Source organism: Amycolatopsis sp. GA6-003 (genome assembly GCF_046267895.1).
GTDB lineage: Bacteria > Actinomycetota > Actinomycetes > Mycobacteriales > Pseudonocardiaceae > Amycolatopsis.
The window spans coordinates 5,840,004-5,862,671 of record NZ_CP176499.1; the positions used below are offsets into that span (position 1 = coordinate 5,840,004).

Genomic DNA, 22,668 nt, shown 5'->3' on the forward strand with positions numbered 1-22,668 from the left:
GTGCGAACCCGCGGCTCAGGGAACGCTAGCGACGTTAGTCCGCCTACGACAAGGTTGCAGCCACGTTGCGCGCACAGCTCCAAGCGCCGTGCGGCGAGGCTCAGCCGAGGCGGGCGAGCAGCCGGGCACGGGCGCCCGGCCACTCGGCGTCCGTCATCGAGTAGAGCACCGTGTCCCGGGTCGTGCCGTCCGGACGGATCCGGTGCGCGCGGAGCACTCCTTCGCGCAGTGCGCCGAGCCGTTCGATGGCGCGTTGCGAGCGGAGGTTGCGGTTGTCGGTTTCCCACGCGACGCGCTGGGCTCCCCAGTCTTCGAAGGCGTTGCGCAGCAGGAGGAATTTGGCCTCGGTGTTGAGCGCGGTGCGCTGGTATTCCGCACCGATCCAGGTGTGCCCGATCGAGAGGATCCGGTGCTTCGCTACTACCTGGTAATAAGAGGTGGTCCCGGCGACGCGGCCGGACGCGAGGTCGATCTGCGCCCACGGGCGGCGGTCCGGGTCGGCGAGCGCGTCCTTGACCATCGTCTCGGCTTCGCCGAGGTCGGCGGGCTGGCGGACGCTCAGCCAGGCCCAGATGCCCGGGTCGGCTCCGGCCTCGAGAAGGCCGGGGGCGTGCTCGGGCGCCAGCGGTTCGAGCCGTACGTGGCGGCCGGTCAGGACAGGGTGCTCGCTCCAGGTCACGGCCTCACGCTACGACGGCAAGTGGCTGCGTAGAAGTACCATTTACCGGTCATTTCAGCAGTCCACTATCCGGCCGCTTATGCTCGGCGGACCACCCGAGAAAGAGAGCGCGCATGGCCGAGGAACGAGAAAACCTCACCTGGGAGTTGTTCGGTTCGGCGAGCCGGGAGCTGGCGCGGGAGGTGGCCGCGGACGGGTTCGTCCCCGACCTCATCCTCTCCATCGCGCGCGGCGGGCTGTTCGTCGCCGGCGCGCTCGGGTACGCGCTCGACGTGAAGAACCTGCACGTGATGAACGTCGAGTTCTACACCGGGGTCGACCAGCGGCTGGACCTTCCGGTCATGCTGCCGCCGGTGCCCAACGTGGTGGATCTCACACACAAGAAGGTGCTGGTCGCCGACGACGTCGCGGACACCGGGGCGACGCTCAAACTGGTCCGCGACTTCTGCGCCGACCACGTCGCGGACGTGCGGTGCGCGGTGGTTTACGAGAAGCCCGCTTCGACGGTGAAGTGCGAGTACGTGTGGAAGCGGACCGACCGGTGGATCAACTTCCCGTGGTCGGTGCTGCCTCCGGTGGTCGAGCGCGCGGGGCAGGTGCTCGACGCATGAGCGCCGCTTGCGAGCGAATCATCGATGTTCACGCCGGCGCCTTCTCGGCCGCGAGCGGGCAACTCGTCATGGAGGCGACGGCATGAGTGATCCGCTGAAGCCGTTGCTGGAGCTGGACGGCGTCGCCGCGGCGGCGAAAGCCGCGCAGGACGCGGTGTTCGCCGTGCACCGGCTGCCCGCGAATCTGCGGGGCGGGGCGGAAACCGCGGCCGAGGCTTCGGTCCGGGCGGCTCGGGCTTCGGCGGGGATCGACGGGGCCAACCCCGAGCTGCCGGAAGACGGTTCGGTGACGGATCCGTTGCTGGCCGGTGCGTTGCGGGTCGCGGAGAAGCTGGAGTCGTTGCTGCCGACGTGGCGGCGGGCGCCGTTGCAGGCCTTGGCGCGGCTGCATTTGCTTGCCGCGTCGGACGTCGTGTCCGATCCGGATCAGCTCGGCCGTCCGCAGCGCGGCGGCGAGCGCCTGGAGTTGCTGGCTCAGCTCGTCACCGGTGCTACTTCGGTGCCCGGGCCGGTGCTGACCGCGGTGGTGCACGGCGAGCTGCTCGCGTTGTCGCCCTTCGGTTCGGCGGACGGCGTGGTCGCCCGGGCGGCGGCGCGGCTGTCGATGGTCGCTACTGGGCTTGATCCGAAGGCGTTGACGGTGCCGGAGGTCGCGTATTTCCGGCGCGTTCCGCGGTATGTCGAGCTGGCGCAGGGGTTCGCCAGCGGTACGCCGGACGGGGTGCGCGAGTGGCTGCTCTTCTGCTGCGAGGCTTTCGAAACCGGGGCTAACGAGGCGCGGAGCATCTCGTCGGCCGCTGGCTGAGCTGTGTGGTCTGACCACATCACCGGACGGCGTTCTGTGGTGGATTGAGCCATGGTCGCCCAGGTCGGAGCGACTTACTGTTTCCGGCCATGACCACTGACAGTTCCCTCGCCGGCCGCACCGCCTTGGTGACCGGCGGCGGCAGCGGCATCGGGCTGGCGTGCGTGCGGGCGTTCGGTGCGGCCGGGGCGAAGGTGCACGTCGTGGACGTCGCCGGGGCGGAGGCGGCGGCCGCGGAGGTCGGCGGGCAGGCGCACGTCGTGGACCTGACCGATCCGGTGGCGCTGGCGACGCTCCCCGCGGACGTCGACGTGCTCGTCAACAACGCGGGCGTGCAGCACGTCGCTCCGTTGCCGGAGTTCCCGCCGGAGCGGTTCGCCTTCATCCAGTCGTTGATGGTGACCGCGCCGTTTTTGCTGATCCGCCAGTGCCTTCCGGCGATGTACGCGCGCGGCTGGGGACGGATCGTGAACATGTCGAGCGTGCATGGCGTGCGGGCGAGTCCGTACAAAGCCGCTTACGTCACGGCGAAACACGCGCTTGAGGGACTGTCCAAAGTGGCCGCTCTCGAAGGCGCGGAGCACGGTGTCACCAGCAATTGCGTGAACCCCGGTTACGTCCGCACGCCGCTCGTCACTGGGCAGCTCGAAGCGCAGGCGGCCGAACACGGGGTGCGGCAAGAAGAAGTGCTCGAAGAGGTTTTGCTGCGCCGGGCCGCGATCAAGCGGCTGATCGAACCCTCCGACGTCGCCGCTCTCGTGCTGTGGCTGTGCGGCGACTCCGCCGGGCACGTCACCGGCGCGTCGCTTCCCGTCGACGGCGGCTGGACCGCCGGCTGAATTCCCCTTTCCCCACAACGGAGTGGAGTCCACTATGGACAAAAAGCTGCTGCGCGTCGTCGGAGCCGGGCTGATCGGAACCACCATCGAGTGGTACGACTTCTTCCTCTACACCTCGGCCGCCGCGCTGGTCTTCAACAAGCTGTTCTTCCCGACCGCCGACCCGCTCACCGGAACCTTGCTGGCGTTGCTCACCTACGCGGTCGGCTTCCTCGCCCGGCCGATCGGCGGGCTCGTGTTCGGGCACTTCGGCGACCGGATCGGCCGCAAGAAACTGCTGGTCGTGAGCCTGCTGATGATGGGCGGCTCGACGTTCGCGATGGGCTTGCTGCCCACCTACAGCGCGGTCGGCGTGCTCGCGCCGATCCTGCTGACGCTGCTGCGGCTGATCCAGGGCTTCGCCCTCGGCGGCGAGTGGGGCGGCGCGGTGCTGCTGGTGTCCGAACACGGCGACGACCGGCGGCGCGGGTTCTGGGCGTCCTGGCCGCAGACCGGCGTTCCGGCCGGAAACCTGCTGGCCACCGCGGTGCTCGCGATCCTGGCGTCGGCGCAGCCGGACGCGACGTTCCAGGCTTGGGGCTGGCGGATCCCGTTCCTGCTGTCCGGTGTGCTGGTCGTGCTCGGCCTGTGGATCCGGCTGGCGGTTTCGGAATCGCCGGTGTTCATCGCGGCGAAGGCGGCCGCGGACGAACGTGAGCAAGCACCGATTGTCGACGTCTTCCGCGGACATTTCCGCGCGCTGGCAGTGACCTTCGGCGCGCGCATCGCGGAAAACGTGTCCTACTACGTGATTACCGCGTTCATTCTCGTGTACGTGACCACCGGGCTCGGCCTCCCGAAGGCGACTGGCCTGACCGCGGTCCTCGTCGCGTCGGCGGTGCATTTCGTGACGATTCCTTTGTGGGGCTTGCTGTCTGACAAGATCGGCCGGAAGCCGGTGTACCTGTTCGGCGTCGTCGGAATGGCCGCGTGGTCGTTCGGCTTCTTCTGGCTGCTCGACCTGCGCACGACCGGTTCGGTGATTGGCGCGGCGGTGATCGGGCTGGTCGTGCACGGTGCGATGTACGGGCCGCAGGCGGCGTTCTTCGCGGAACAATTCCCCACGCGGGTGCGCTACACCGGGCTTTCGGTAGGCGGCCAGCTGTCCTCCATCGCGGCCGGAGCGGTCGCGCCGTTGATCGCGGTGGCGCTGTTCGAGGCCTACCGCTCCACCGTGCCGGTTTCGCTCTACGTGGTCGCGATGTGCCTGTTGTCGCTGGTCGCGCTGCTTGCCGCACGGGAGACGCGCGGCGCGTCGTTGCACGAGACGACGGCCGAACGGCAGGCTTCAATGACAGCATGACGGGTGTGGACCCCACCGCCGAGGCGTATCGCCGGCTGCTCGAACTGCTCGCCGCCGGAGCGAGCAGTGAGCAGCTGGCGCACGTCGCTGCCCGGGGGTTGTCCGCGGAGCAGGCGGCCGCGATCGGTTCGGCGACCGAGCTGGCGTTGCGGATCCGCGAGACGCTCAGCGAGCACCGGCGGCGGGAAGCCGAGCTGACCGCGTTGTTCGACACCGCGAGCGACCTCGCCCGGCTGCGCGACCCGGACGCGGTGCTGCGGTCGATCGTCCGGCGCGCGCGGACGTTGCTGGGCGTGGACGTCTCGTACCTCAGCCTCAACGACGAGGCGAACGGCGAGACCTACATCCGGGTCACCGACGGATCGGTTTCCGCGCTGTTCCAACAGATTGTGCTGGGGATGGGCGAAGGGCTCGGCGGGCTGGTCGCGCAGACCGCACGGCCATACGCGACCGCGGACTACTTCAAGGACGAGCGGTTCCGGCACACGAAGCCGATCGACGCGGGCGTCCGCGAGGAGGGGCTGAAGGCGATCCTTGGCGTGCCGCTGGCGATCGGCGGCAAGGTGCTGGGCGTGCTGTACGCGTCCGACCGTTCGTCGCGGGCGTTCTCGACGGCGGAGGTCGCGCTGTTGTCGTCGCTGGCCGCGCACGCCGCGATCGCGCTGGACACCGCGCATCTGCTGGAAGAAACGCGGTCGGCGGCTGCGGAGCTGAACGCGGCCAACGCGACGATGCGCCGGGCCGACGAAGCACACGACCGGCTGATGGACCTCGTGCTCGGCGGCGCGGATTTGCCTGCGGTGGCGGCGGAAGTGGCCGGAGTGCTGCGCGGCTCGATCGCCGTGCACGACGAGGAAGGCGGGCTGCTGGCCGGTACTTCGGTGCCGTTCGACGCGGCTGCGGTGGCTTCGTCGCATGCCAACGGCCGGGCAGTGTCCACAAAGGACGTCTGGGTGTGTGCGGTGCGGGCGGGCCGCGAACTGCTCGGCAGCCTCACCCTCTCTGGACGTCCGGAGCTGGCTGGGGACGACCGCCGGCTCTTCGAGCGCGCTGCGGTTGTCACGGCATTGTTGTTGCTGCTGCGTCGTTCGGTAGCGCAAGCTGAGGATCAGGTACGCGGCGAGTTGCTGACCGATCTCCTTACTGCACCGACCCGCAACCCGGGTGCGTTGGTTTCCCGCGCACGCCGCTTGGGTGTCGATTTGTCGGCACCACACGTCGTTTTGGTCGCGCACGCGTCTGGCATCTCGCGCCGCGGGCTCGCCGCTGCCTGTGCGCGGTACGGCGATTTGGTCGGTGTCCACGCGGAGCAAGTCGTCGCGCTTGCGCCGGATCAGCCTGTGGCAGCACGGATCGCGGCCGAACTTAAGTCCGTTGTGGACTGTCCGGTGACCGTCGGTGCGGCTGGTCCGGCGAGCGGGCCGGAAGCGTTGGCGCAGGCGTACACCGAAGCTGTTCGCTGCGTGAACACTCTGCTGGCTCTCGGCCGCGAAGGCGACGGCGCGGCGATGTCCGACCTCGGGTTCCTCGGCGTGCTGCTCGGTCGCCATTCCGACCTGTCCGGGTACGTCCGCGCAACGCTCGGCCCGGTCCTCGATTACGACGCCCGGCGCGGCACCGACCTCATCGGCACGCTGCGCGCGTACTACGCCGCGGGCGGGAATCTGGCGCGGGCAAAGGAAACCCTGCACGTCCACGTCAACACGGTCGCGCAGCGGATGGAACGCCTCGCCGTGCTGCTCGGTGAGGATTGGCGCGAACCCGAACGCTCGCTGGAGATCCAGCTCGCGCTGCGCGTGCATCAGCTCGGCGGCTGACGGACTCCGGCCACGATCAGGTCGAGCATCCGGCCCAGTTGCTCCCGGCCGTCCGGCAGCGCTGGGATGCTGCACGCGCCGACCACCGTCACTACCACGTCCTGCGCGCGTACGTCTGCCCGAAGCGTGCCGTCCGCCACGCCCGCGTCCATGATCAGCTGGACGGCCTCGGTCAGCTCCGCGCGGACCTGCGTCATGTCGACGGTGCCCGCCTCGATGATCGCGCGCAGCGTGTCGGCCATGTCGTACTTCGTGCTCGCGTACTCGGCGAAGCGGTCCATCCACCGACGCAGCGCGCGAAGCGGCTTCTCGGTCTCAAGCAGCTTCGGTGCACTCGCGACCACCTGTGCCAACTCATCGCGGTACAGCGCCTCGACTAGCGCTTCGCGAGTAGGGAAGTGCCGGTAGAGCGTGCCGATGCCGACCCCTGCTTCGCGGGCGACGCGCTCCAACGTGACGGGCTCGTCGCCTTCGCCGAACGCTTTGCGGGCAGCAGCGAGCAGGCGCAGACGGTTGCGTTCAGCGTCCGCGCGCGGTTTCTTGACGCTCGACAAAGCGGAGGACCCTCCGGTTCTGCTACGGTGGAAATACGGAGGCGCCTCCGCATCAACTTCCACTATGCCACGGCAGGAGTCTTTCCTCATGACGGCAACCACTGCTCCAGGCGGCACCGCGAAGCTCGCCGGCCACGAGGTCGCGCGGATCGGCTACGGCGTGATGCAGCTCGGCCGCCCCGGCACCGACCGCGCTGACCAGGTGAAACTGCTCCGCGAAGCGGCGGAGGCGGGCGTGAACCACCTGGACACCGCCCAGTTCTACAGCGACGGCCGCTGCAACGACCTGATCCGCGAAGCGTTTTCGCCCTACCCGGACGACCTGGTCGTGGTGACCAAGGTCGGGGCTGAGGAAGGACCGCGGGGGCTCCGGCTCGCGCAACAACCAGCGCAGCTCCGCGCGCAAGTCGAGGCCAACCTCGCCGCGCTCGGCGTCGAGCGGCTCGACGTGGTCAACCTGCGCCGCGCGGACGCCGGACCCGGCCTGATCGCGGAAGGCGACCAGCTCGTCGACATCGACGACCAGCTCGCCGAACTGATTTCCCTGCGCGACGCGGGAAAGATCGGCGCGCTCGGGCTCAGCAACGTGTCCGCGGACCAGCTCCGGCACGCGCTCGGCGTCGGAATCGTCTGTGTCCAGAACTCCTACAACGTGCTCGCCCGCGCCACCGAACCGGTGCTGGAGCTGTGCCGGGAACACGGGATCGCGTGGGTGCCGTACTTCCCGCTGGGCTCCGCGTTCGAGCTGGGCCAGGACGTGACCGGCAACCCGGTCGTGACCGGCGTCGCGGCCGAACTCGGCCGCACCCCGGCGCAGGTCGCGCTGGCCTGGCTGCTGCAGCGCTACGAGGGCACGCTGCTGATCGCGGGCACGGCGACGCGAGCGCATCTCGCCGAGAACCTCGCCGCCGGCCAGGTGCGGCTGCCCGCCGAAGCGGTAGCCGCCCTGGACCGGCTCGGCTGAGTTCAAAAGTTCAGCGCGGCGAGCCGCTCGGCGTCGGAGAGGATGTTGATCTCCGTGATCAGCCCGTCGGCGATGGTGAACGACAGTACCGAAACCGCCTTGCCGTCGCGCCGGGCGATGAAGCCGGGGCCGCCGTTGACGGTCGCGTACTGCGACACCAGGCCGACCGACCGGAATCGCGACGCGTTGCCCGCGACCTCGGCCGCGCCGCGCACGACCTTCGAGCCGGGCCCGCCGGTGTCGACGCGCAGCAGCGCGTCCGGGTGCAGCAGCGCGACCAGCCCCTCGAAGTTGCCGCCGCGAGCGGCGGTGAGCCAGGCGTCCGCGATCTTGCGCTGCTGGGTTCGATCCGCCGGGCCGGCCGGGGTCACGCCCTGCACGCGGCGGCGCGCCCGGCTCGCCAGCTGCCGTACCGCGGCGGTGTTCTTGTCGAGCATCGTCGCGATCTCGTCGAACGGCACCGCGAACATGTCGTGCAGAACGAAGGCGAGCCGTTCCGCCGGGTCGAGCGCCTCCAGCACCACGAGCAGCGCGAGGCCCACCGAATCCGCGAGGACCTCCTGCTCCGCCGGGTCGACGCCGTCCCCGGTCTCCACGACCGGGTCCGGCACCCGGATGTCCAAGGGGTCCTCGCGGCGGGTCGCGCGCGAGCGGAGCATGTTGAGGCACTGGCGCGACACGATCGTCGTCAGCCAGCTGCCGGTGTTGCGGATGTCCTCTCCCGAGGACCGCGTCACCCGCAGCCAGGTCTCCTGGATCGCGTCGTCGGCCTCGGCGAACGATCCGAGCATCCGGTACGCCACCGCGCGCAACCTTGGCCGATGCTCCTCGAACTGCGCCGCCCAGAAATTCTCGTCCTGTTTTTCGTCCCGCACTGTCACATCTTCTCCTTGGGCCGGGTCCTACTGACGAGACCCGCCGAACGAGGCGGACGTGACAGGAGGAGATCACCATGCAGGCTCGGATGACCCACCCGATCAAGGTGCACCCGGACGCGATGAAGGCGCTGATGGCGCTGGGCAAGGCCACGAACGACAGCACCGTGCCCGCGACCACGCACCACCTGATCCACCTGCGGGTCAGCCAGATCAACGGCTGCAGCGTGTGCGTCGACATGCACGCTCGCGAGATGAAGGAGGCCGGCGAGAAGGACGAGCGGATCTGGGCCGTCGGCGCGTGGCGCGAATCGCCGTACTTCACCGACGCCGAGCGCGCCGCGCTGGACCTGGCCGAACACGTGACCCGGCTGGCCGACCAGACCGACCCGGTCCCGGACGCGGTCTGGGACGCCGCCGCGGACATCTACGACGAGAAGGAGCTTTCGTCGCTGCTGCTGTCCATCGCCGGGATCAACGTGTGGAACCGGCTCAACGCCGCGATCCGCCAGCCGGTCGGCTCGTTCTGAGGCTGGGGTACTGGGGGTGTTGCCGGGGCGGCGGCGAGGGGATCCGCCGCCGCTTCCGGCAGGTTCACACGCTGGCGGGCAGCCGCTCCCGGATCGCCGTAACGGCCTCCCGCGGCTCATCGGCCCAGAAGTCGAGCTGCGTGATTTCGACGGTGCCCTTGCGGCCGAGATCGACGAGTCGCGGTGCACGGAGGACGACCGACAGGTTGGTCGACTGGCTGATTCCCACTGCCAGCACCCCGTCTTCGGGCACGCTGACGCCGCCTCGCGTCCGCAGTGACCGGCTCGCCTGCCGGACGGAATCGATGCTGGCCAACGGGATCCGGCAGTCGAAGACGGACAGGTACCGCACCCGCAGCTCGTCCTTGCCGACGGAATGCGGGTACTTGTAGAGCGTCGCGACAAGGGCCAGGAACGCGAGCGCGCAGAGGATTTCCAGCACCAGCACCGAGATGCGCACCGGCACCGACTTCACCACGACCTCGACCAGCACGATGTCGACCGGGTTGACCACCAGCAAGGCCCAGAACATCGGACGGATGCCGCGGCTGTAGTGGATGGCGGCACCGTCAGACGGCACGTCGATCCGGCGGCGGACCACGAACGCCAACGCCCGCGCCAGTACCAGCACTTGCCTCTTCACCGTGCCCCCTCCCGCGTCAGTCGGCGGTGCCCAGCCGCGCGGCCCACTTCTCTTCTATTCTCCCGAATTTCCAGATCGCGAACGCGGCCAACCAGGTGACGAGGAACAGTCCGACGATCGCGAAGCCCACGTAGTCGAGGTCCACCGAGGCGATCGCGGCGAGCGGGCCGGACCTGATGCCGAGCTTCTCGGCGAGCAGCGTCACCAGTTCGATGGTCCCGATGCCGAGCGCGACCGCCACGGAAAGCGCGGTGACGGTGAGGTTGTAATAAATCTTCCGGATCGGCCGGGAAAACGCCCAGCCGTACGCGTAGTTCATCAGCACGCCGTCCGCGGCGTCGAACAGGCTCATCCCGGCGGCGAACAGGATCGGCAGCACGAGGATCGCGTACCAGGGAAGGGAAAACGCGGCCGCACCCGCGGCGAGCACGAGCAGGCCGATTTCCGTCGCGGTGTCGAAACCGAGTCCGAAAAGGACACCCACCGGATAGATGTGCCACGGCTTCCGCACCGCTTTGGTGGCTCCGCGCAGCAGCCGGTTCATCAGGCCGCGGTTGTCGAGATGCCGTTCCAGCTCGGCCTCGTCCAGGTCGCCGCGGCGCATCCGGGCGAACACGCGCGCGATCCCGACGAGCACGACCAGGTTCATGATCGCGATCAGGTACAGGAAAATCCCGGACACCGACGTGCCGATCAGCCCGGTCGTTTCGTGCAGCGCGGAACCGTCGTCCTCCAGCTGCCCGGCGATCGCGCGGACTCCCATGGACAGCAGCAGGCACAGCGCGAAGACGATCGTCGAATGCCCGAGGGAGAACCAGAAGCCGACCGAGAGCGGACGCTGGCCGTCGGACATCAGCTTGCGCGTGGTGTTGTCGATGGCGGCGATGTGGTCGGCGTCGAAGGCGTGCCGCATGCCGAGGGTGAACGCGGTGACGCCGAGGCCGACGCCGAACGTGCCGCCCGCACCGAGCGCGTAGTGCCGCGGCGCGACGACCAGCACCAGCAAACCCCAGCCGACGAGGTTGAGCAGCAGGATCACGGCCGCCATGCCGCCGATCGACCACCGGTCGCCGCGGGTGAGCCGCTGCGTCATCGCTGTCCTCTCGCTCGCCGGAAAGCCGGGAAGGGCTCGGTGAAGGAATCAGATTCCCTCACCGAGCCCTTCCCGGACAAACCAGTAAGCGTCAGCCGGCGCGCAGGTGCAGCGAGTCGAGCGCCTTGCGCACGTGCCCACCCGCCGCGGACAACGCCTCGGCGGAGCGGGTGACGTCGCTGCCGGACAGCAGGTGCACGAGCGCCACCTTGAGGTCGCCGCCGGCTTCGGTGAGCGCGTCCGAGCAGTCGGCCATCGTCATGCCGGTGGCTTCCTGCAGGATCCGGATGGTGCGGCCGCGCAGCTTCGCGTTCGTCGCGCGCATGCTCACCATCAGGTTCGAGTACGTCTTGCCCAGCTTGATCATCGTCGCGCTGGAGAACGCGGTGAGGATCAGCTTCTGCGCCGTGCCCGCCTTCATCCGGGTGGAGCCCGCGATGGCCTCGGGACCGGTGGCGACGGCGATCAGGACGTCCACGCCTGCCGGTCGCGCGGCGCGCGGGTTCGCCGAAACGAGCCCGGTGTGCGCGCCGATCCGGCTGGCCTCGGCGAGCGCGCCGAGCACGTACGGCGTGCGCCCGGAGGCGGCGAGACCGAGCACGAAGTCGCCCGGCCGCACCGAGAGCGCGATTTCCTCCGCACCGGCGTCCGCGTCGTCCTCGGCGTTCTCCACCGCCTGCCGCAGCGCCTTCTCCCCGCCCGCGTGGTGGGCGATGAACCAGTCGCCGGGCACGTTGAACGTCGGCACCAGCTCGGCCGCGTCCAGCGTCGCGAGGCGGCCCGAGGTGCCCGCGCCGACGTAGTGCACGCGCCCCCCGCCGCGCAGCGCCTCGACGGCGTAGTCGACCGCGCGGGCCAGCTGCGGCAGCACCGCGGCCACCGCGTCCGGCACCCGGCGGTCCTCGGCGTTGATCGCGCCGAGGATCCCCATGGTGGACATCAGGTCGATGTCCACCGTGCGCGGGTTGCGTTGTTCGGTGGGCGAATCGACGTGCACCGTCTGGCAGGGGACGGACATCAGATCCTCGCTTCTTGGTTCACTTGCCGGTTTCCCGCGGACGACGACGACCGTCGGGTCTGACCCCGAGCCGGTGCGAGCCGACCGCGTCCCTCGTGGCGTCCAGCGCGCTGACCGACGCCTCCATGTGCCGCTGCGCGACGCCGATGAAGAGGCAGTCGATCACGGTCAGCTGGGCGATCCGGCTCGCCGTCGCCCCGGACCGGAAGGTGGTTTCGCGGGCCGCCGTGGTCAGCACGTGGTCGGCGACCTCGGTGATCGGCGAACGCGGGAAGTTCGTGACCGCGACGGTCACCGCGCCGTGCTCGCGCGCGACCCGCAGCGCTTCGACGGTGTCCGTGGTCGCGCCGGTGTGCGAGACGCCGATCGCGACGTCGCCCGGCTTCAGCACGGCGGCCGAGGTCAGCATGATGTGCGTGTCCGACCAGGAGAAGCTGACGCGGCCGATCCGGTGCAGCTTCTGCTGCAGGTCAGCGGCGACGAAAGCGCTTGCGCCCACGCCGTACACGTCGACCCGGCCGGCTTCGGCGACGAGGTCGATCACGCTCTGCAGCTGGGCGACGTCGAGCTGGTCCGCGGTCTCTTCGACGGCGCGCGCGTCGGCGAAGCTGACCTTGCCGATGACGGACGCCAGGTCGTCGCCGGGGCCGATCTCGCCGCCGAGGTTGCGCGACGTCCGCGCCTCGGTGCGGGCGGTGTCCGCGGCGAGCGCGATACGCAGCTGCGGGTAACCGCCGACGCCGACGGCCTTGCAGAAGCGCGTGACGGTGGTCTCGGAGGTGTTCGCGGCGAGCGCCACCTCGGTGATGCTGCGGCGCGCGACCGCGGCGGGGTCTTCCAGGACAACCTTCGCGACCCGCTGCTCGGCCCGGGCGAGTCCGGGCAGCAGCGAGCGAATGCGGACCAGGGGGCTCGCATCCGCGTCGCGCGCCGTCGCCTGACCTGCGAGGTGCTCGGAGGGTGCGCTGCTGATTACGGATCCCGCATCATCCGCCGTCGGAAAGTTACTAACCGTTGGCATTTGCGACAAGGCTACCCACATCCTTCGGCAGAACCACAACCCGTCCGTGTCTGCGGACTTCGGTTTGCGATTAATCGTTGTCAAGAAAGTCGCCAACCGAGTCCACGGTGTTAACGACCTCAAGCTAACGACTTGGCAACTAAGTGTGTCTAGCGAAGGAGTCTTGTTCCACTGAGTGGGGGCGCAATCGTGGCAATGTGCGCCAGGGCGCCTACCGAGCGCTTAATTTCCACCCCGAAGAGGCCAGTTCCGAGGGGTTTCGCTCACCATCGAGAACGACGCGGCCGCGTTGGGTGACTTTCACACTATCGAGGGAAACTCCCCGTCCGGTGTAATTCGGATCGGTGCGGTAACGCCACCGGAGCGAGGTAGCCGCGGCCGCGGGCACTTCTGCCGACACCCGCCACCAGGAGCGGTGCCCGTGTCCGCCCAGCGTGAGCGTCTCGTCGCCGGGTGCGCCCGGGCCACGGGCCTGAAGCGGAACAGGTTGCCAATTAACCCCGTCGGTGCTCGATTCGAGCTGCAACGGGTCGCTCGGACCCTCGGTGTCGACGAAAGCGGCGAAGGATACGCGCAGTGGCGCACCGGCTGGAAGCGGTTGTGTGCTGAGCGTAGCGACGCCGTTGTTTCCGAGGCTCGCGTACCAGGCATCGGGGCCTTCGACCGGCCGCACGGCCATCGCCTTCGCCAGCGAAGTCGCCCAGACCTGACGGGCGAGGTTGATGGAACCCCAGGTGCGCGTGGGATGCACGCGGTTGGTGAGCAGCAGCGCGAACGACCGCGACTCGGGGTCGATGACCAGCGTGGTCCCGGTGAAGCCGGTGTGGCCCGCGCTGATCGGCGACGCCAGCGCGCCCATGTACCAGGGCTGGTCCAGCTCGAAGCCGAGCCCGTGCTCGTCGCCGGGGAAGCGCTGGTTGTAGTTCGTCAGCATCTTCTTGACGGTGTCCGGCCGCAGGATCCGGTGCCCGCGGTAGCTCCCGCCGTTGAGGATGGTCTGGGCGAGCACGGCCAGGTCGCTGGCGGTGGAGAACACGCCGGCGTGCCCGGCGACGCCGCCGAGCGACCAGGCGTTCTCGTCGTGCACTCCTCCGCGCACGAGGCCGCGCGGCGGAGTGGTCTCGTACTCGGTCGCGGCGACCCGGGCGAGCTTCGAGGCGGGCGGGTTGTAGCCGGTGTCGACCATGCCGAGCGGCGCGGCGATGCGGTCGTGCACCACCTGGTCCAGCGGCTTGCCGGACAGCTTGTCGATCAGGAAGCCGAGGGTGAGCATGTTGAGGTCGGAGTACAGGTACGTGCTGCCCGGCGCGTTCTTGAGCGGGCTGTCGAGCACTGCCTTGCGCCGCGAGGGGATGTCCGGATAGCCCTGCCAGAGCGACGGGGACGGGTCGGCGTCGAAACCGGAGGTGTGCGTGAGCAGCTGCAGCACGGTGACGTCCTGCTTGCCGTTGACGCCGAACTCCGGCAGGTAGCGCACGACCGGCGCGTTGACGTCCAGCTTGCCCTGCTCGGTCAGCTGCAGCGCGGCGATCGAGGTGAAGAGCTTCGAGATCGACGCCAGGTCGAAGATGGTGTCGTTGCGCATCGGGACCTGCTGGTCCGGCGGCAGTTCGGTGCCCTTGGCGTCGGCGTACCGGAGCGCGCCGCCGACGGCGTACCGGTCCACGACCACGCCGTCGTGCGCGAGCAGGCCGACCGCGCCGGAGAAGTGCGGATGCCCGCTGGCGTCCGGCTGCGTCCAGCTCTTCAGGAACTGCTCGGCGTCGCGGATCGGCTGCGGGTCGAGGTTGACCTCGCGCGGGCTGCCGTCCCGCAGCGTCGTGCTCGCCGGAGCGAACCCGTGCTGCGGACGGTCGAAGCGCCCGGCGAAGCCGCCGTGTCGGTTGTCGATCGTCGCTGCTCCCGCGGTCGTCGTGGCCGCGACTAGGACGGCCAACGTCGCGACGAGCACTTTCCTAGCACGCATGACCGCTCTCCTCAGCGATAGATCAGGTGGGGACGGCGTCTGCGGGCGAAATCGGCGAGTTCGGCGCGCCACGCGCCGGTGATCTCGTCGACCCCGGCCCCGGCGTCGACCATGGTGCGCAGCCGTGCGGATCCGGACAGCTTGTCGATCATGTGGTCCGGCCGCCAGCCGAATTTGTCCGGCGCGACACGCTTGGCCGTCACGAACATCGAGACGGTGGTGCTGATGGCGTCGAAGGCCCGCGGATCGGTGACGGTGACCTGTACGCCGCCGCAAGGCTCGTTCACGAACTTGCCGAAGGTGGGCACGAAGTAGATCTCGCGGAACGCTGCGCCCGGCAGGTGGAGCTTCTCGAGTTCTTCGCGCCAACGCCAGTCGAGGCCGGGCGCGCCGATGATCTCGAATGGCCGGGTGGTGCCGCGTCCTTCGGAGAACACCGTGCCTTCGAACATGCCTGTGCCCGGGTACACGAGCGCTGTGTCCGGCGTCGGCATGTTCGGGCTGGGCAGGACCCAACGGAGACCGGTGTCGGCGAAGAAGCTGTCGCGTCGCCAGCCGCGTACTTGAATGACTTCGAGCTTCGCCAGCTGCGCGCCTTCGCCGGGCAGGAACTCGGCGGCGAAGAAGCGTGCTAGCTCGCCGACGGTCATGCCGTGCTGCTGTGCGATCGGCTTCAGCCCGACGCCGGACGAGAACTTCGGGTCGAGCACTGGACCGGACAGTCGTCCGCCGATGGGGTTTGGCCGGTCTAGAACGACGAAGGCCGCGTTGACCTTCGCCGCGGCAACCATCGCCGTGTACAGCGACCAGATGTAGGTGTAGAAGCGCGCGCCGACGTCCGCGATGTCGAAGACGACAGTGTCCAAACCGGCCTTCTGGAAAAGCGAAGCGAGCTTCGTCGCGTTGGCGCCGTACGCGTCGTACACCGGGATGCCAGTGCGCGGGTCGGTGTAATCGCCTTCGGAGCCACCGGCTTGCGCGCTGCCGCGAAAGCCGTGCTCGGGCCCGAAGGCCGCGACGGGACGTACGCCCGCCGCGACCATCGAGTCGACAATGTGGTCGCCGTTGGCGAGCACGCCCGTCGGGTTGGACAGCACGCCGAGCTTGCGTCCGGCGACCGGACGCCAGCCCTGCGCGGCGAGTTGCTCGGCACCGGTGAGTACCCGGCGTTGCAACTCGGGTTGTGCCGCTTCGGGTGCCGCTTGTGCTGCCGCTGAGCCACCCGTCAGTACCGGTACCGCGAGCGCTGGAACGGCCAGGAAATTCCGGCGGTTGAGAGTCACCAGGTCAGCCCGTGTCCGAAGGGGTATTTGACGGTGTGCACGTCCGCCCCGGCCGGGACGTCGACCGGCAGCTTCCCGCTGGGCTTCGTCTCGCCGAGCACGACCTTGGCCAACGCCTCGAGAGACGGCGTGATGTAGCCGTAGGTGGCGAGCCAAGTCGGCACCGGGTTCGCGTACCCGGCGTCGTACGGAATCTGCGCGGCGACCGCGACCACCGGCTTGCCAGTGTCCATCAACGCCTGAAGAAGCTTGCCCTGCAAGGGGAAACCGCCCAGGTTGTTGGTCAGCACCACGACGACGTCGTTCTGCTTCGCGGCGGCCGCGGCCTCAGCGATCTGCGCGTCGGTCGGCGTCTGCCCGGTCGCCAGCGCGGTCGCCTTCGTGCCGTGCGCGGCGAAGCGGTCGGCAAGCGCTTGCGTCGTGGTCACGCCCCAGCCGGTGACCAGCACGTTCGACGGCTTCTGCTTGAGCGGCAGCACCCCGGCGTCGTTGGCGATCGCGGTGATCGACCGGTCGGCGATGCCTTGCGCGGTGGCCAGGTGGTCCGGCGTGCCGACCTTCTTCATCACCTGCGCCGGATTGGTGAACGGCGAGGTCAGGATTCCGCGCTTCAGCTTGAGCTTCAGCACCCGCAGCACGCTCTGGTCGATCCGCTGCATCGGCAGGTCGCCCGACTTCACCGCGGCGAGCACGGAGTTGATCGCGACGTCCAGGTGCACCGGCATGAGCAGCTGGTCCACGCCCGCCTTCAGGGCGAGGACCGGGATTTCGGCGTCGCTGTGCAGCTCCCGCACGCCCTGCATCTCGAGCGAGTCGGTGATCACGACGCCGTTGTAGCCGAGTTCGCCGCGCAGCTTGCCGGTGATGATCGGCTTCGACAGCGTCGCCGGCTCGCCGGACGGGTCGAGGCTGGGGAACTGGATGTGCGCGCTCATGATCGAGTCGATGCCGGCCGCGATCGCGGCCTTGAACGGCGGCACGTCGATCGCCCGCCACTGTTCTTCGGTGCGGTTGATCTTCGGCAACCCGGTGTGGCTGTCGGTGGCCGCGTCGCCGTGGCCGGGGAAGTGCTTCGCGGTGGACGAGACGGTCTGGCTCGCCGGACCGGAGTCCTGGTAGCCCTTGACCTCCGCGGTCACGAAACTGCTGGCCAGGTCGGGTCGCCCGGAGAACGACCGGACGCCGATCACCGGGTTGGCCGGGTTGGAGTTGACGTCCGCGTCCGGCGCGTAGTCCTGGTTGATGCCGACCGCGCGCAGCTCGTGGCCAAGGATCGTGGCGGCCTTGGTCGCGCTGCCGGCGTCCCGGCCCGCGGCGATGGCCATCGAGTTGGGGAATTCGGTGGCCGGCGCGCCCATCCGCGTGACCGTGCCGCCCTCCTGGTCGGTGCCGATCTGCAACGGGATGTGCGCGCCGCTGGAGATCGCCGCGCGCTGCAGGCCGTTGGACAGCTTCGCGACCTGCACCGGGTCGTCGAAGTTGTCGCGGCTGGTGTTGTTGAAGTAGATGACGCCGCCGAGGTGGTACTTCTGCACGGCCTGCGCGGCGGTGTCGACCCCGAAATCGGTGTGGTTCTTCGGGTTCACCTCGTCCGCGGACTTGCCGTTCACCCACGTGACGAACAGCTGCCCCACTTTTTCTTCCAGGCTCATGCCGCGCAGCGCCCGCGCGGCCGCGGCGTCGAGCTGCGCGGCCGCCTGCTGAGGCGTCTGCTGCGGTTTCGGCGCCGCGAACGCCGAGGAACTCAACCCCCCGACGGCGAGCACCCCCGCGAGGGGAACGGCGAACGCCTGCATCCTCCGCGTGCGCGCGAGTCGGTTCGTCACGAATTGCCTCCCAGTGTCGCGTGCCGCCGCGGGTGCGGACGCGAGTTGTGAAGCGTCCACCGGGCAGCACCGGTATCGGGAAGCTACTCACCGCGACACGGGGTTGTCCATCGGCCGTGCGCAGGAACGAGAGGGTTCACCTGGGAGGACCGCGGACTCGGAGTTGTTCGAGCGAGGGTCGGCGCGCGGTGTCTATGCCGCTGGCCGGACATACGAGGCTCGGCGCGCGGTGCCTGTGCTGCTGGCCGGACAGACGAGGCTCGGCGCGCGGTGCCTGTGCCGCTGCCCGGACATACGAGGTCGGGCGGTTCCTATGCCGCTGCCCGGACATAACACTGGCGGCGCCCGTCAGCCAGGGGCCAACGGGCGCCGCCAGTCAGCGCGGACATCTCGGGCGACCAAGCGTGCAACTCTGGTCGTACCTTCATGGACTCGGCGTCCGGCGTCCCGGTACGCAGTCCCTAGACGACGAGCCTCCCGCGGCGTGCTGCGCGTGGGTACCCGGAGTCCGCGCACGGAGGTTGCCCGGGGTGACAGAGGCTTCTCTTCTACCTCTGTCCTGGCCGAATCAACGTCCGCACCTACTTTCTACGCCGTGAGCGCGGTCACTTCAAGTGCGCGTACGGGTGCACCGGTACAGAGGCTCGATCCGGTGACAACACCACCCACAGCAACGGACCTAGCTGCGGAAACCGGAGTTTTGGTACCGCCACGCGGGTGCTCAGTTGTCGGAGCCCCGGGACCGGCGGCGCCGGCTGAGGCTGTACCAGGTCGCGCCTGCCGCCACGGCCCCCACGCCGAGCGCGACCATGCCCGCGGACTTCGCCGGGATGCGGGTGCGCAGCGACATCGGCCGCTCGAACGCGAGGACCGGCCAGCCGCGTTCCTCCGCGGTGCGGCGCAGCAGCTTGTCCGGGTTCACCGCGTGCGGGTGACCCACCACCTCCAGGAGGGGGATGTCGGTGCTGGAGTCGGTGTAGGCGAAGCAGTCGGCGAGGTCGTAGCCGTGCGTGGCGGCTTGCTGCTTCGCGGCGACGGCTTTGTTGTCGCCGTAGCAATAGAAATCGACCTCGCCGGAGTAGCGGCCGTCGACGATCTCCATGCGGGTGGCCACGCAGCGGGTCGCGCCGAGCATCTCCGCGACCGGAGCGGCGACCTCCTCGCCGGTCGCGGAAAGCACGATCACGTCGTGTCCGTCGGCGAGATGCTGTGCGATGAGGTCGGTCGCTTCCACGTAGACGAGCGGATCGACTACGTCGTGCAAGGTTTCGCGCACGATCGCCGAAACCTGTGCCACATCCCAGCCCGCGCACAACGCGGAAACCTCGGCGCGCATCCGCTCGGTCTTGTCCGCGTCCGCGCCGGCTAGCGAGAAAACCAGTTGCGCGTAAGCACTTCGCAGCGCCGCGCGGCGGTTGATCAGTCCTTCGCGCAGCAACGGCTTGCTGAACGCGAGCGCGCTGGACGACGCGATGATCGTCTTGTCGAGGTCGAAGAAGGCGGCTACGCGCCGGGGTGCTTCTTCGCTGCGGGGTTCGGCCACGTGATCAGGATAGGCGTACCGCGGGGTGTTGTTGGCAGCACACCGGTCGCGGCGGCGGCCGGAAAATCGATGACATCGGCTCGCTCGCGGCCTCGGGTGCCGTTATCGAATCGTATGTGTCACTCACACAGCCAACTCATAGCTAACGGAGTTACAGTGAACGGACCCGGTCGTGAACCGGGCCGGTTCAGTCCGACCCCCCCGGGGCTGAACCCCTGGCGGCCCTCGTCCCTCCCCCCTGGCGAGGGCCGCCTTCTATGCTCCGGTGTTTCCGCGTCGGCGAACAATTTTCAGGTCTGCCGGGAAACCGTTGTACAGTCGGGGTTTCCGCCCCTGACCTGGGCAGTGTTGGTTGTTCCCGGCGCGCCTTACCGGCAAGATCAATTAACCGCACGCTTACCTTTCCGGTGTTTTCTCCGGTTGTGAAGCCCATTGCCCGGCCCGGTGCGGCAAATTTACTTCTTTTCACTTGATTTTCCGGAGGTTCTCCGCAGCAATCGTTTTCTCGGTCGAATGCGCGGAACCGTGCATTGTCCCGTGCGGACCGACGCTCCGGCGGTTCTGGATCGATTTCGGTCCCCGAGTTGTCCACAACCCCCGGGTTATCCACATGACGGAAAAGCGGGCATTGCCGGGGGATCCGGCGGTGGGTGACGGTGGAGGTCCGGCCCACGAGACCCAGGGGAGGGGCACATGGCCACCGCACAACCACTCGTCGTCTCCGGCGAGGGCACCGTGTTCGAAGAGATCCGCCGCGTCGCCGCGGTAGTCGGCTGCGAGTTCGACCACGCGCCAGACCTGGCCGCCGCACGCGGACGATGGACCCGGGCCCCGCTCGTGGTGCTGGACGAGGACATCGCTGACGACAGTCCGGCACTGCCAGCACGCGATAGCGTCGTGCTCGTCTGCAAAGGCGCGCCCGGGCTGGACACCTGGCGCCGCGCGGCCGCGCTCGGTGCCCGCCGCGTCTTCAGCCTGCCCGACGACGAAGCGGGATTGACCGGCGTATTCGCCGATGTCACCGACGCACCAGCCGAATCCCCAGGCCCAGTAATCGCTTTCGTAGGCGGCCGAGTCGGTTCCGGCACCTCGGTGCTGGCCGCCGCGGTCGCGGTCGAAGCCGCCCGCACCGGCTCCGCGTTGTTGGTCGATTGCGATCCGTTGGGCGGCGGTTTGGATCTCCCGCTAGGCCTGGAACACACGAAAGGCTTGCGCTGGCCGGAAGTTCGGCTGTCCGGCCGCGTCTCTGTGCCTTCCCTACTCGCTTCACTGCCGAGCCGCGGCAAGCTCCCAGTGTTGTCCTGCGGCCGTTCCGGTGAAGGCCCGACTCCGCGCGCTGTGTCCGCTGTGGTCTCCGCGGGCAGCCGCGCCGGACGCACCATCGTCTGCGATCTGCCCCGGCATTTCGACGAAGCCACGGTGGCGGTCGCTTCCGTCGCCGACCTGGTCGTGCTGGTCGTTCCCGTCGAGTTCCGGGCTTGCATGGCAGCGAAACAAGTTTTGAACTGGCTCCGCCCGCACACCGAGCGGTTCGCGGTCGTCGCAAGTGGACATCGCAGTGACGGCGTTCCCGCTTCACAAACCGCGGGCATCCTAGGCCCGCCCTTGATCGCCGAGGTCGCCCCGGAACGCCGCGTTGCGAGCACCTTGGAATCCGGCGAGTTCGACCTGCCGCCGAAGGGCGCACTGGCCACCGCCGCCCGAGCCGTACTGGCGAACCTGCGCCCCCTCACCGTCGCGGCGGCCGCGTAATGACCACCGATCTCGTAGAACGAGTCCGCCACCGCCTAGCCGGCGAAAGCCGAGGCACCGACCCGATCGCCCTGGCCGAAGCAGTCCGCGCCGAGGCCGGCGGCGCCCTGAGCCACGACGCAGTACTGGCCGCCGTCCGCCAAGCCCGAGACGAATTCGTCGGCGCGGGCCCGCTAGCCCCGTTGCTTGAGGACGACACCGTCACCGACGTCCTAGTCACCGCCCCCGACCAAGTCTGGACCGATGGCCCCGCCGGCCTCGCCCACACGACAATCCGCTTCCCTAACGAGGACGCCGTCCGCCGCCTAGCGCAACGCCTGGCCCTGGCCGCAGGCCGCCGCCTGGACGACGCACAGCCCTACGTGGACGGCTGGCTCCCCGCCCGCCAAGGCCGAATCCGGGTCCACGCCGTGCTGCCGCCCATCGCCGCCAACGGCACCTGCCTGTCCCTGCGCGTCCTGCGCCCGGTGACGCACGACCTAGCCGCGCTCCACGCACACGGTTCCATCGACCCCACCGCCCTCACCATCCTCCAGACCATCCTCAACCACCGCCTGGCCTTCCTGATCACCGGCGGCACCGGTGCCGGAAAGACGACGCTCCTGAGCGCCTTGCTGAGCGCGGTAGCCCCCACCGAACGAATCGTCTGCGTAGAAGACGCAGGTGAACTACGCCCGACCCACCCCCAGTTCGTAAGCCTCGTCGCCCGCCCAGCGAACGTGGAAGGCGCCGGCGCCGTGGAACTCCCCGAGCTGGTCCGCCAAGCCCTGCGAATGCGCCCAGACCGCTTGATCGTCGGCGAAGTCCGCGGAGCAGAAGTGTGTTCCCTGCTGAACGCCCTGAACACCGGCCACGACGGCGGCGCCTGCACCCTGCACGCGAACTCGCCCGCGGAAGCCCCCGCCCGCCTGGAAGCCCTGGCAGCCCTGGGCGGCCTGCCCCGGGGCGCCCTGCACAGCCAGTTAGCCGCGGCAGTCCGCGTAATCCTCCACATGCGCCGAACCCCCACCGGCCGCCGCCTGACGGAAGTCGCAGTGCTCCAGCGCTACCACGGAGAAGTAAAAACCCACCCCGTCTGGCGCGACGGCCACTGGACCAGCCGCCGCTCCCTCTTCACCGCCCTGACCGCACCGGACCCATGACCAGCTTTCGCGATCAGTCGCACCCTTGCCGCGTGTAGCCACCCGGCCAGCGCTTGCGCCAGAGGGTGACCTCGGAGGCTTCTCCGTCCGGACCCGCGACTGGTTCCCGCGCAGTCTCCCAACATTCGCGATCAGACCCCACCCTTGCCGCACCTATCCACCCAGCCAGCGCTTGCCCAGCGGGTGACCCAGGAGGCCTCTCCGTCCGCCCATTGCCCAACAACCCGGCGTCAGCCCAGAACATCCGCGATTCCCCGGATGCACTGCCCCCGCACAAGAACCGTCCCGCTATCGCCCACCCGCCCGAGGATCGAGGTGCCCCGTTGATCTCCGCATGGCCATTCCTCTGCGCAGGCACCGGACTC

The 22,668-nt window shown here is 69.1% G+C and carries 20 protein-coding genes; 9 read left to right on the plus strand and 11 right to left on the minus strand.

Annotated features, from left to right (window positions below; translation table 11 throughout):
• Positions 1–100 precede the first annotated feature (100 nt).
• Complete coding sequence (locus F9C12_RS26425) at positions 101–679, minus strand: GNAT family N-acetyltransferase (RefSeq protein ID WP_409184490.1); 579 nt, start codon at positions 677–679, stop codon at positions 101–103.
• A 113-nt stretch (positions 680–792) separates the two neighbouring features.
• On the opposite strand from F9C12_RS26425, the gene F9C12_RS26430 reads away from it, so the two are divergent.
• The 5 genes from F9C12_RS26430 (at position 793) to F9C12_RS26450 (ending at position 6,093) form a co-directional block, all read left to right on the plus strand.
• Positions 793–1,290 (plus strand): phosphoribosyltransferase, encoded by a 498-nt coding sequence (locus tag F9C12_RS26430; protein ID WP_009084412.1) that lies wholly within the window; start codon positions 793–795, stop codon positions 1,288–1,290.
• 82 nt (positions 1,291–1,372) lie between these two features.
• Positions 1,373–2,095: an oxidoreductase gene (locus F9C12_RS26435; RefSeq protein WP_409184491.1), complete on the plus strand. Its 723-nt coding sequence runs from the start codon at positions 1,373–1,375 to the stop codon at positions 2,093–2,095.
• 89 nt (positions 2,096–2,184) lie between these two features.
• Entirely contained in the window at positions 2,185–2,934 is a 750-nt protein-coding gene (locus F9C12_RS26440) for a 3-hydroxybutyrate dehydrogenase (protein WP_409184492.1), read from the plus strand.
• Positions 2,935–2,968: 34 nt separating this feature from the next.
• Entirely contained in the window at positions 2,969–4,276 is a 1,308-nt protein-coding gene (locus tag F9C12_RS26445) for an MFS transporter (protein ID WP_409462169.1), read from the plus strand.
• The gene (locus tag F9C12_RS26450; protein WP_409184494.1) at positions 4,273–6,093 is read left to right on the plus strand and encodes a helix-turn-helix domain-containing protein; all 1,821 of its coding nucleotides are present in this window, start codon (positions 4,273–4,275) and stop codon (positions 6,091–6,093) included. The genes F9C12_RS26445 and F9C12_RS26450 overlap by 4 nt, the downstream gene beginning before the upstream one ends.
• Here F9C12_RS26450 and F9C12_RS26455 read toward each other — a convergent pair.
• A complete protein-coding gene (locus tag F9C12_RS26455) occupies positions 6,078–6,647 on the minus strand; it encodes a TetR/AcrR family transcriptional regulator (protein WP_409184495.1) in 570 nt (189 codons plus the stop codon). The genes F9C12_RS26450 and F9C12_RS26455 overlap by 16 nt on opposite strands.
• 88 nt (positions 6,648–6,735) lie before the next feature.
• Between F9C12_RS26455 and F9C12_RS26460 the strand changes: the two genes are divergently transcribed.
• Complete coding sequence (locus F9C12_RS26460) at positions 6,736–7,611, plus strand: aldo/keto reductase (RefSeq protein ID WP_409462170.1); 876 nt, start codon at positions 6,736–6,738, stop codon at positions 7,609–7,611.
• Positions 7,612–7,613: 2 nt separating this feature from the next.
• Here F9C12_RS26460 and F9C12_RS26465 read toward each other — a convergent pair whose 3' ends face one another.
• Complete coding sequence (locus F9C12_RS26465; RefSeq protein WP_409184497.1) at positions 7,614–8,492, minus strand: sigma-70 family RNA polymerase sigma factor; 879 nt, start codon at positions 8,490–8,492, stop codon at positions 7,614–7,616.
• 71 nt (positions 8,493–8,563) lie between these two features.
• Here F9C12_RS26465 and F9C12_RS26470 point away from each other — a divergent pair, with 71 nt between their 5' ends.
• Positions 8,564–9,016 carry a carboxymuconolactone decarboxylase family protein gene (locus F9C12_RS26470; RefSeq protein ID WP_409462171.1) on the plus strand — a complete coding sequence of 151 codons (453 nt, stop codon included), beginning with the start codon at positions 8,564–8,566 and terminating at the stop codon, positions 9,014–9,016.
• 64 nt (positions 9,017–9,080) lie between these two features.
• Here F9C12_RS26470 and F9C12_RS26475 read toward each other — a convergent pair whose 3' ends face one another.
• The 8 genes from F9C12_RS26475 to F9C12_RS26510 form a co-directional block, all read right to left on the minus strand.
• Positions 9,081–9,659 (minus strand): hypothetical protein, encoded by a 579-nt coding sequence (locus tag F9C12_RS26475; protein ID WP_409462172.1) that lies wholly within the window; start codon positions 9,657–9,659, stop codon positions 9,081–9,083.
• 16 nt (positions 9,660–9,675) lie between these two features.
• Positions 9,676–10,752, minus strand: coding sequence for a HoxN/HupN/NixA family nickel/cobalt transporter (locus F9C12_RS26480; RefSeq protein ID WP_409462173.1), 1,077 nt, complete (start codon positions 10,750–10,752; stop codon positions 9,676–9,678).
• Between the two features lie 91 nt (positions 10,753–10,843).
• Entirely contained in the window at positions 10,844–11,773 is a 930-nt protein-coding gene (locus F9C12_RS26485) for an N-acetylmuramic acid 6-phosphate etherase (RefSeq protein WP_409186858.1), read from the minus strand.
• A 16-nt stretch (positions 11,774–11,789) separates the two neighbouring features.
• Complete coding sequence (locus tag F9C12_RS26490; protein WP_009084392.1) at positions 11,790–12,791, minus strand: MurR/RpiR family transcriptional regulator; 1,002 nt, start codon at positions 12,789–12,791, stop codon at positions 11,790–11,792.
• 211 nt (positions 12,792–13,002) lie between these two features.
• Positions 13,003–14,757 carry a serine hydrolase gene (locus F9C12_RS26495; RefSeq protein ID WP_409462174.1) on the minus strand — a complete coding sequence of 585 codons (1,755 nt, stop codon included), beginning with the start codon at positions 14,755–14,757 and terminating at the stop codon, positions 13,003–13,005.
• Positions 14,758–14,768: 11 nt separating this feature from the next.
• Positions 14,769–16,040 carry an exo-beta-N-acetylmuramidase NamZ domain-containing protein gene (locus F9C12_RS26500; protein WP_409462175.1) on the minus strand — a complete coding sequence of 424 codons (1,272 nt, stop codon included), beginning with the start codon at positions 16,038–16,040 and terminating at the stop codon, positions 14,769–14,771.
• Complete coding sequence (locus F9C12_RS26505) at positions 16,037–17,836, minus strand: glycoside hydrolase family 3 protein (RefSeq protein WP_409467076.1); 1,800 nt, start codon at positions 17,834–17,836, stop codon at positions 16,037–16,039. Before F9C12_RS26505 ends, F9C12_RS26500 begins: the two co-directional genes overlap by 4 nt.
• Before the next feature lie 751 nt (positions 17,837–18,587).
• Positions 18,588–19,409: an HAD family hydrolase gene (locus F9C12_RS26510; RefSeq protein WP_409462176.1), complete on the minus strand. Its 822-nt coding sequence runs from the start codon at positions 19,407–19,409 to the stop codon at positions 18,588–18,590.
• Between the two features lie 693 nt (positions 19,410–20,102).
• Here F9C12_RS26510 and ssd point away from each other — a divergent pair.
• Positions 20,103–21,161 (plus strand): septum site-determining protein Ssd, encoded by a 1,059-nt coding sequence (gene ssd / locus F9C12_RS26515; RefSeq protein ID WP_409462177.1) that lies wholly within the window; start codon positions 20,103–20,105, stop codon positions 21,159–21,161.
• The gene (locus F9C12_RS26520) at positions 21,161–22,303 is read left to right on the plus strand and encodes a TadA family conjugal transfer-associated ATPase (RefSeq protein ID WP_409462178.1); all 1,143 of its coding nucleotides are present in this window, start codon (positions 21,161–21,163) and stop codon (positions 22,301–22,303) included. Before ssd ends, F9C12_RS26520 begins: the two co-directional genes overlap by 1 nt.
• The last annotated feature ends 365 nt before the right edge of the window (positions 22,304–22,668 follow it).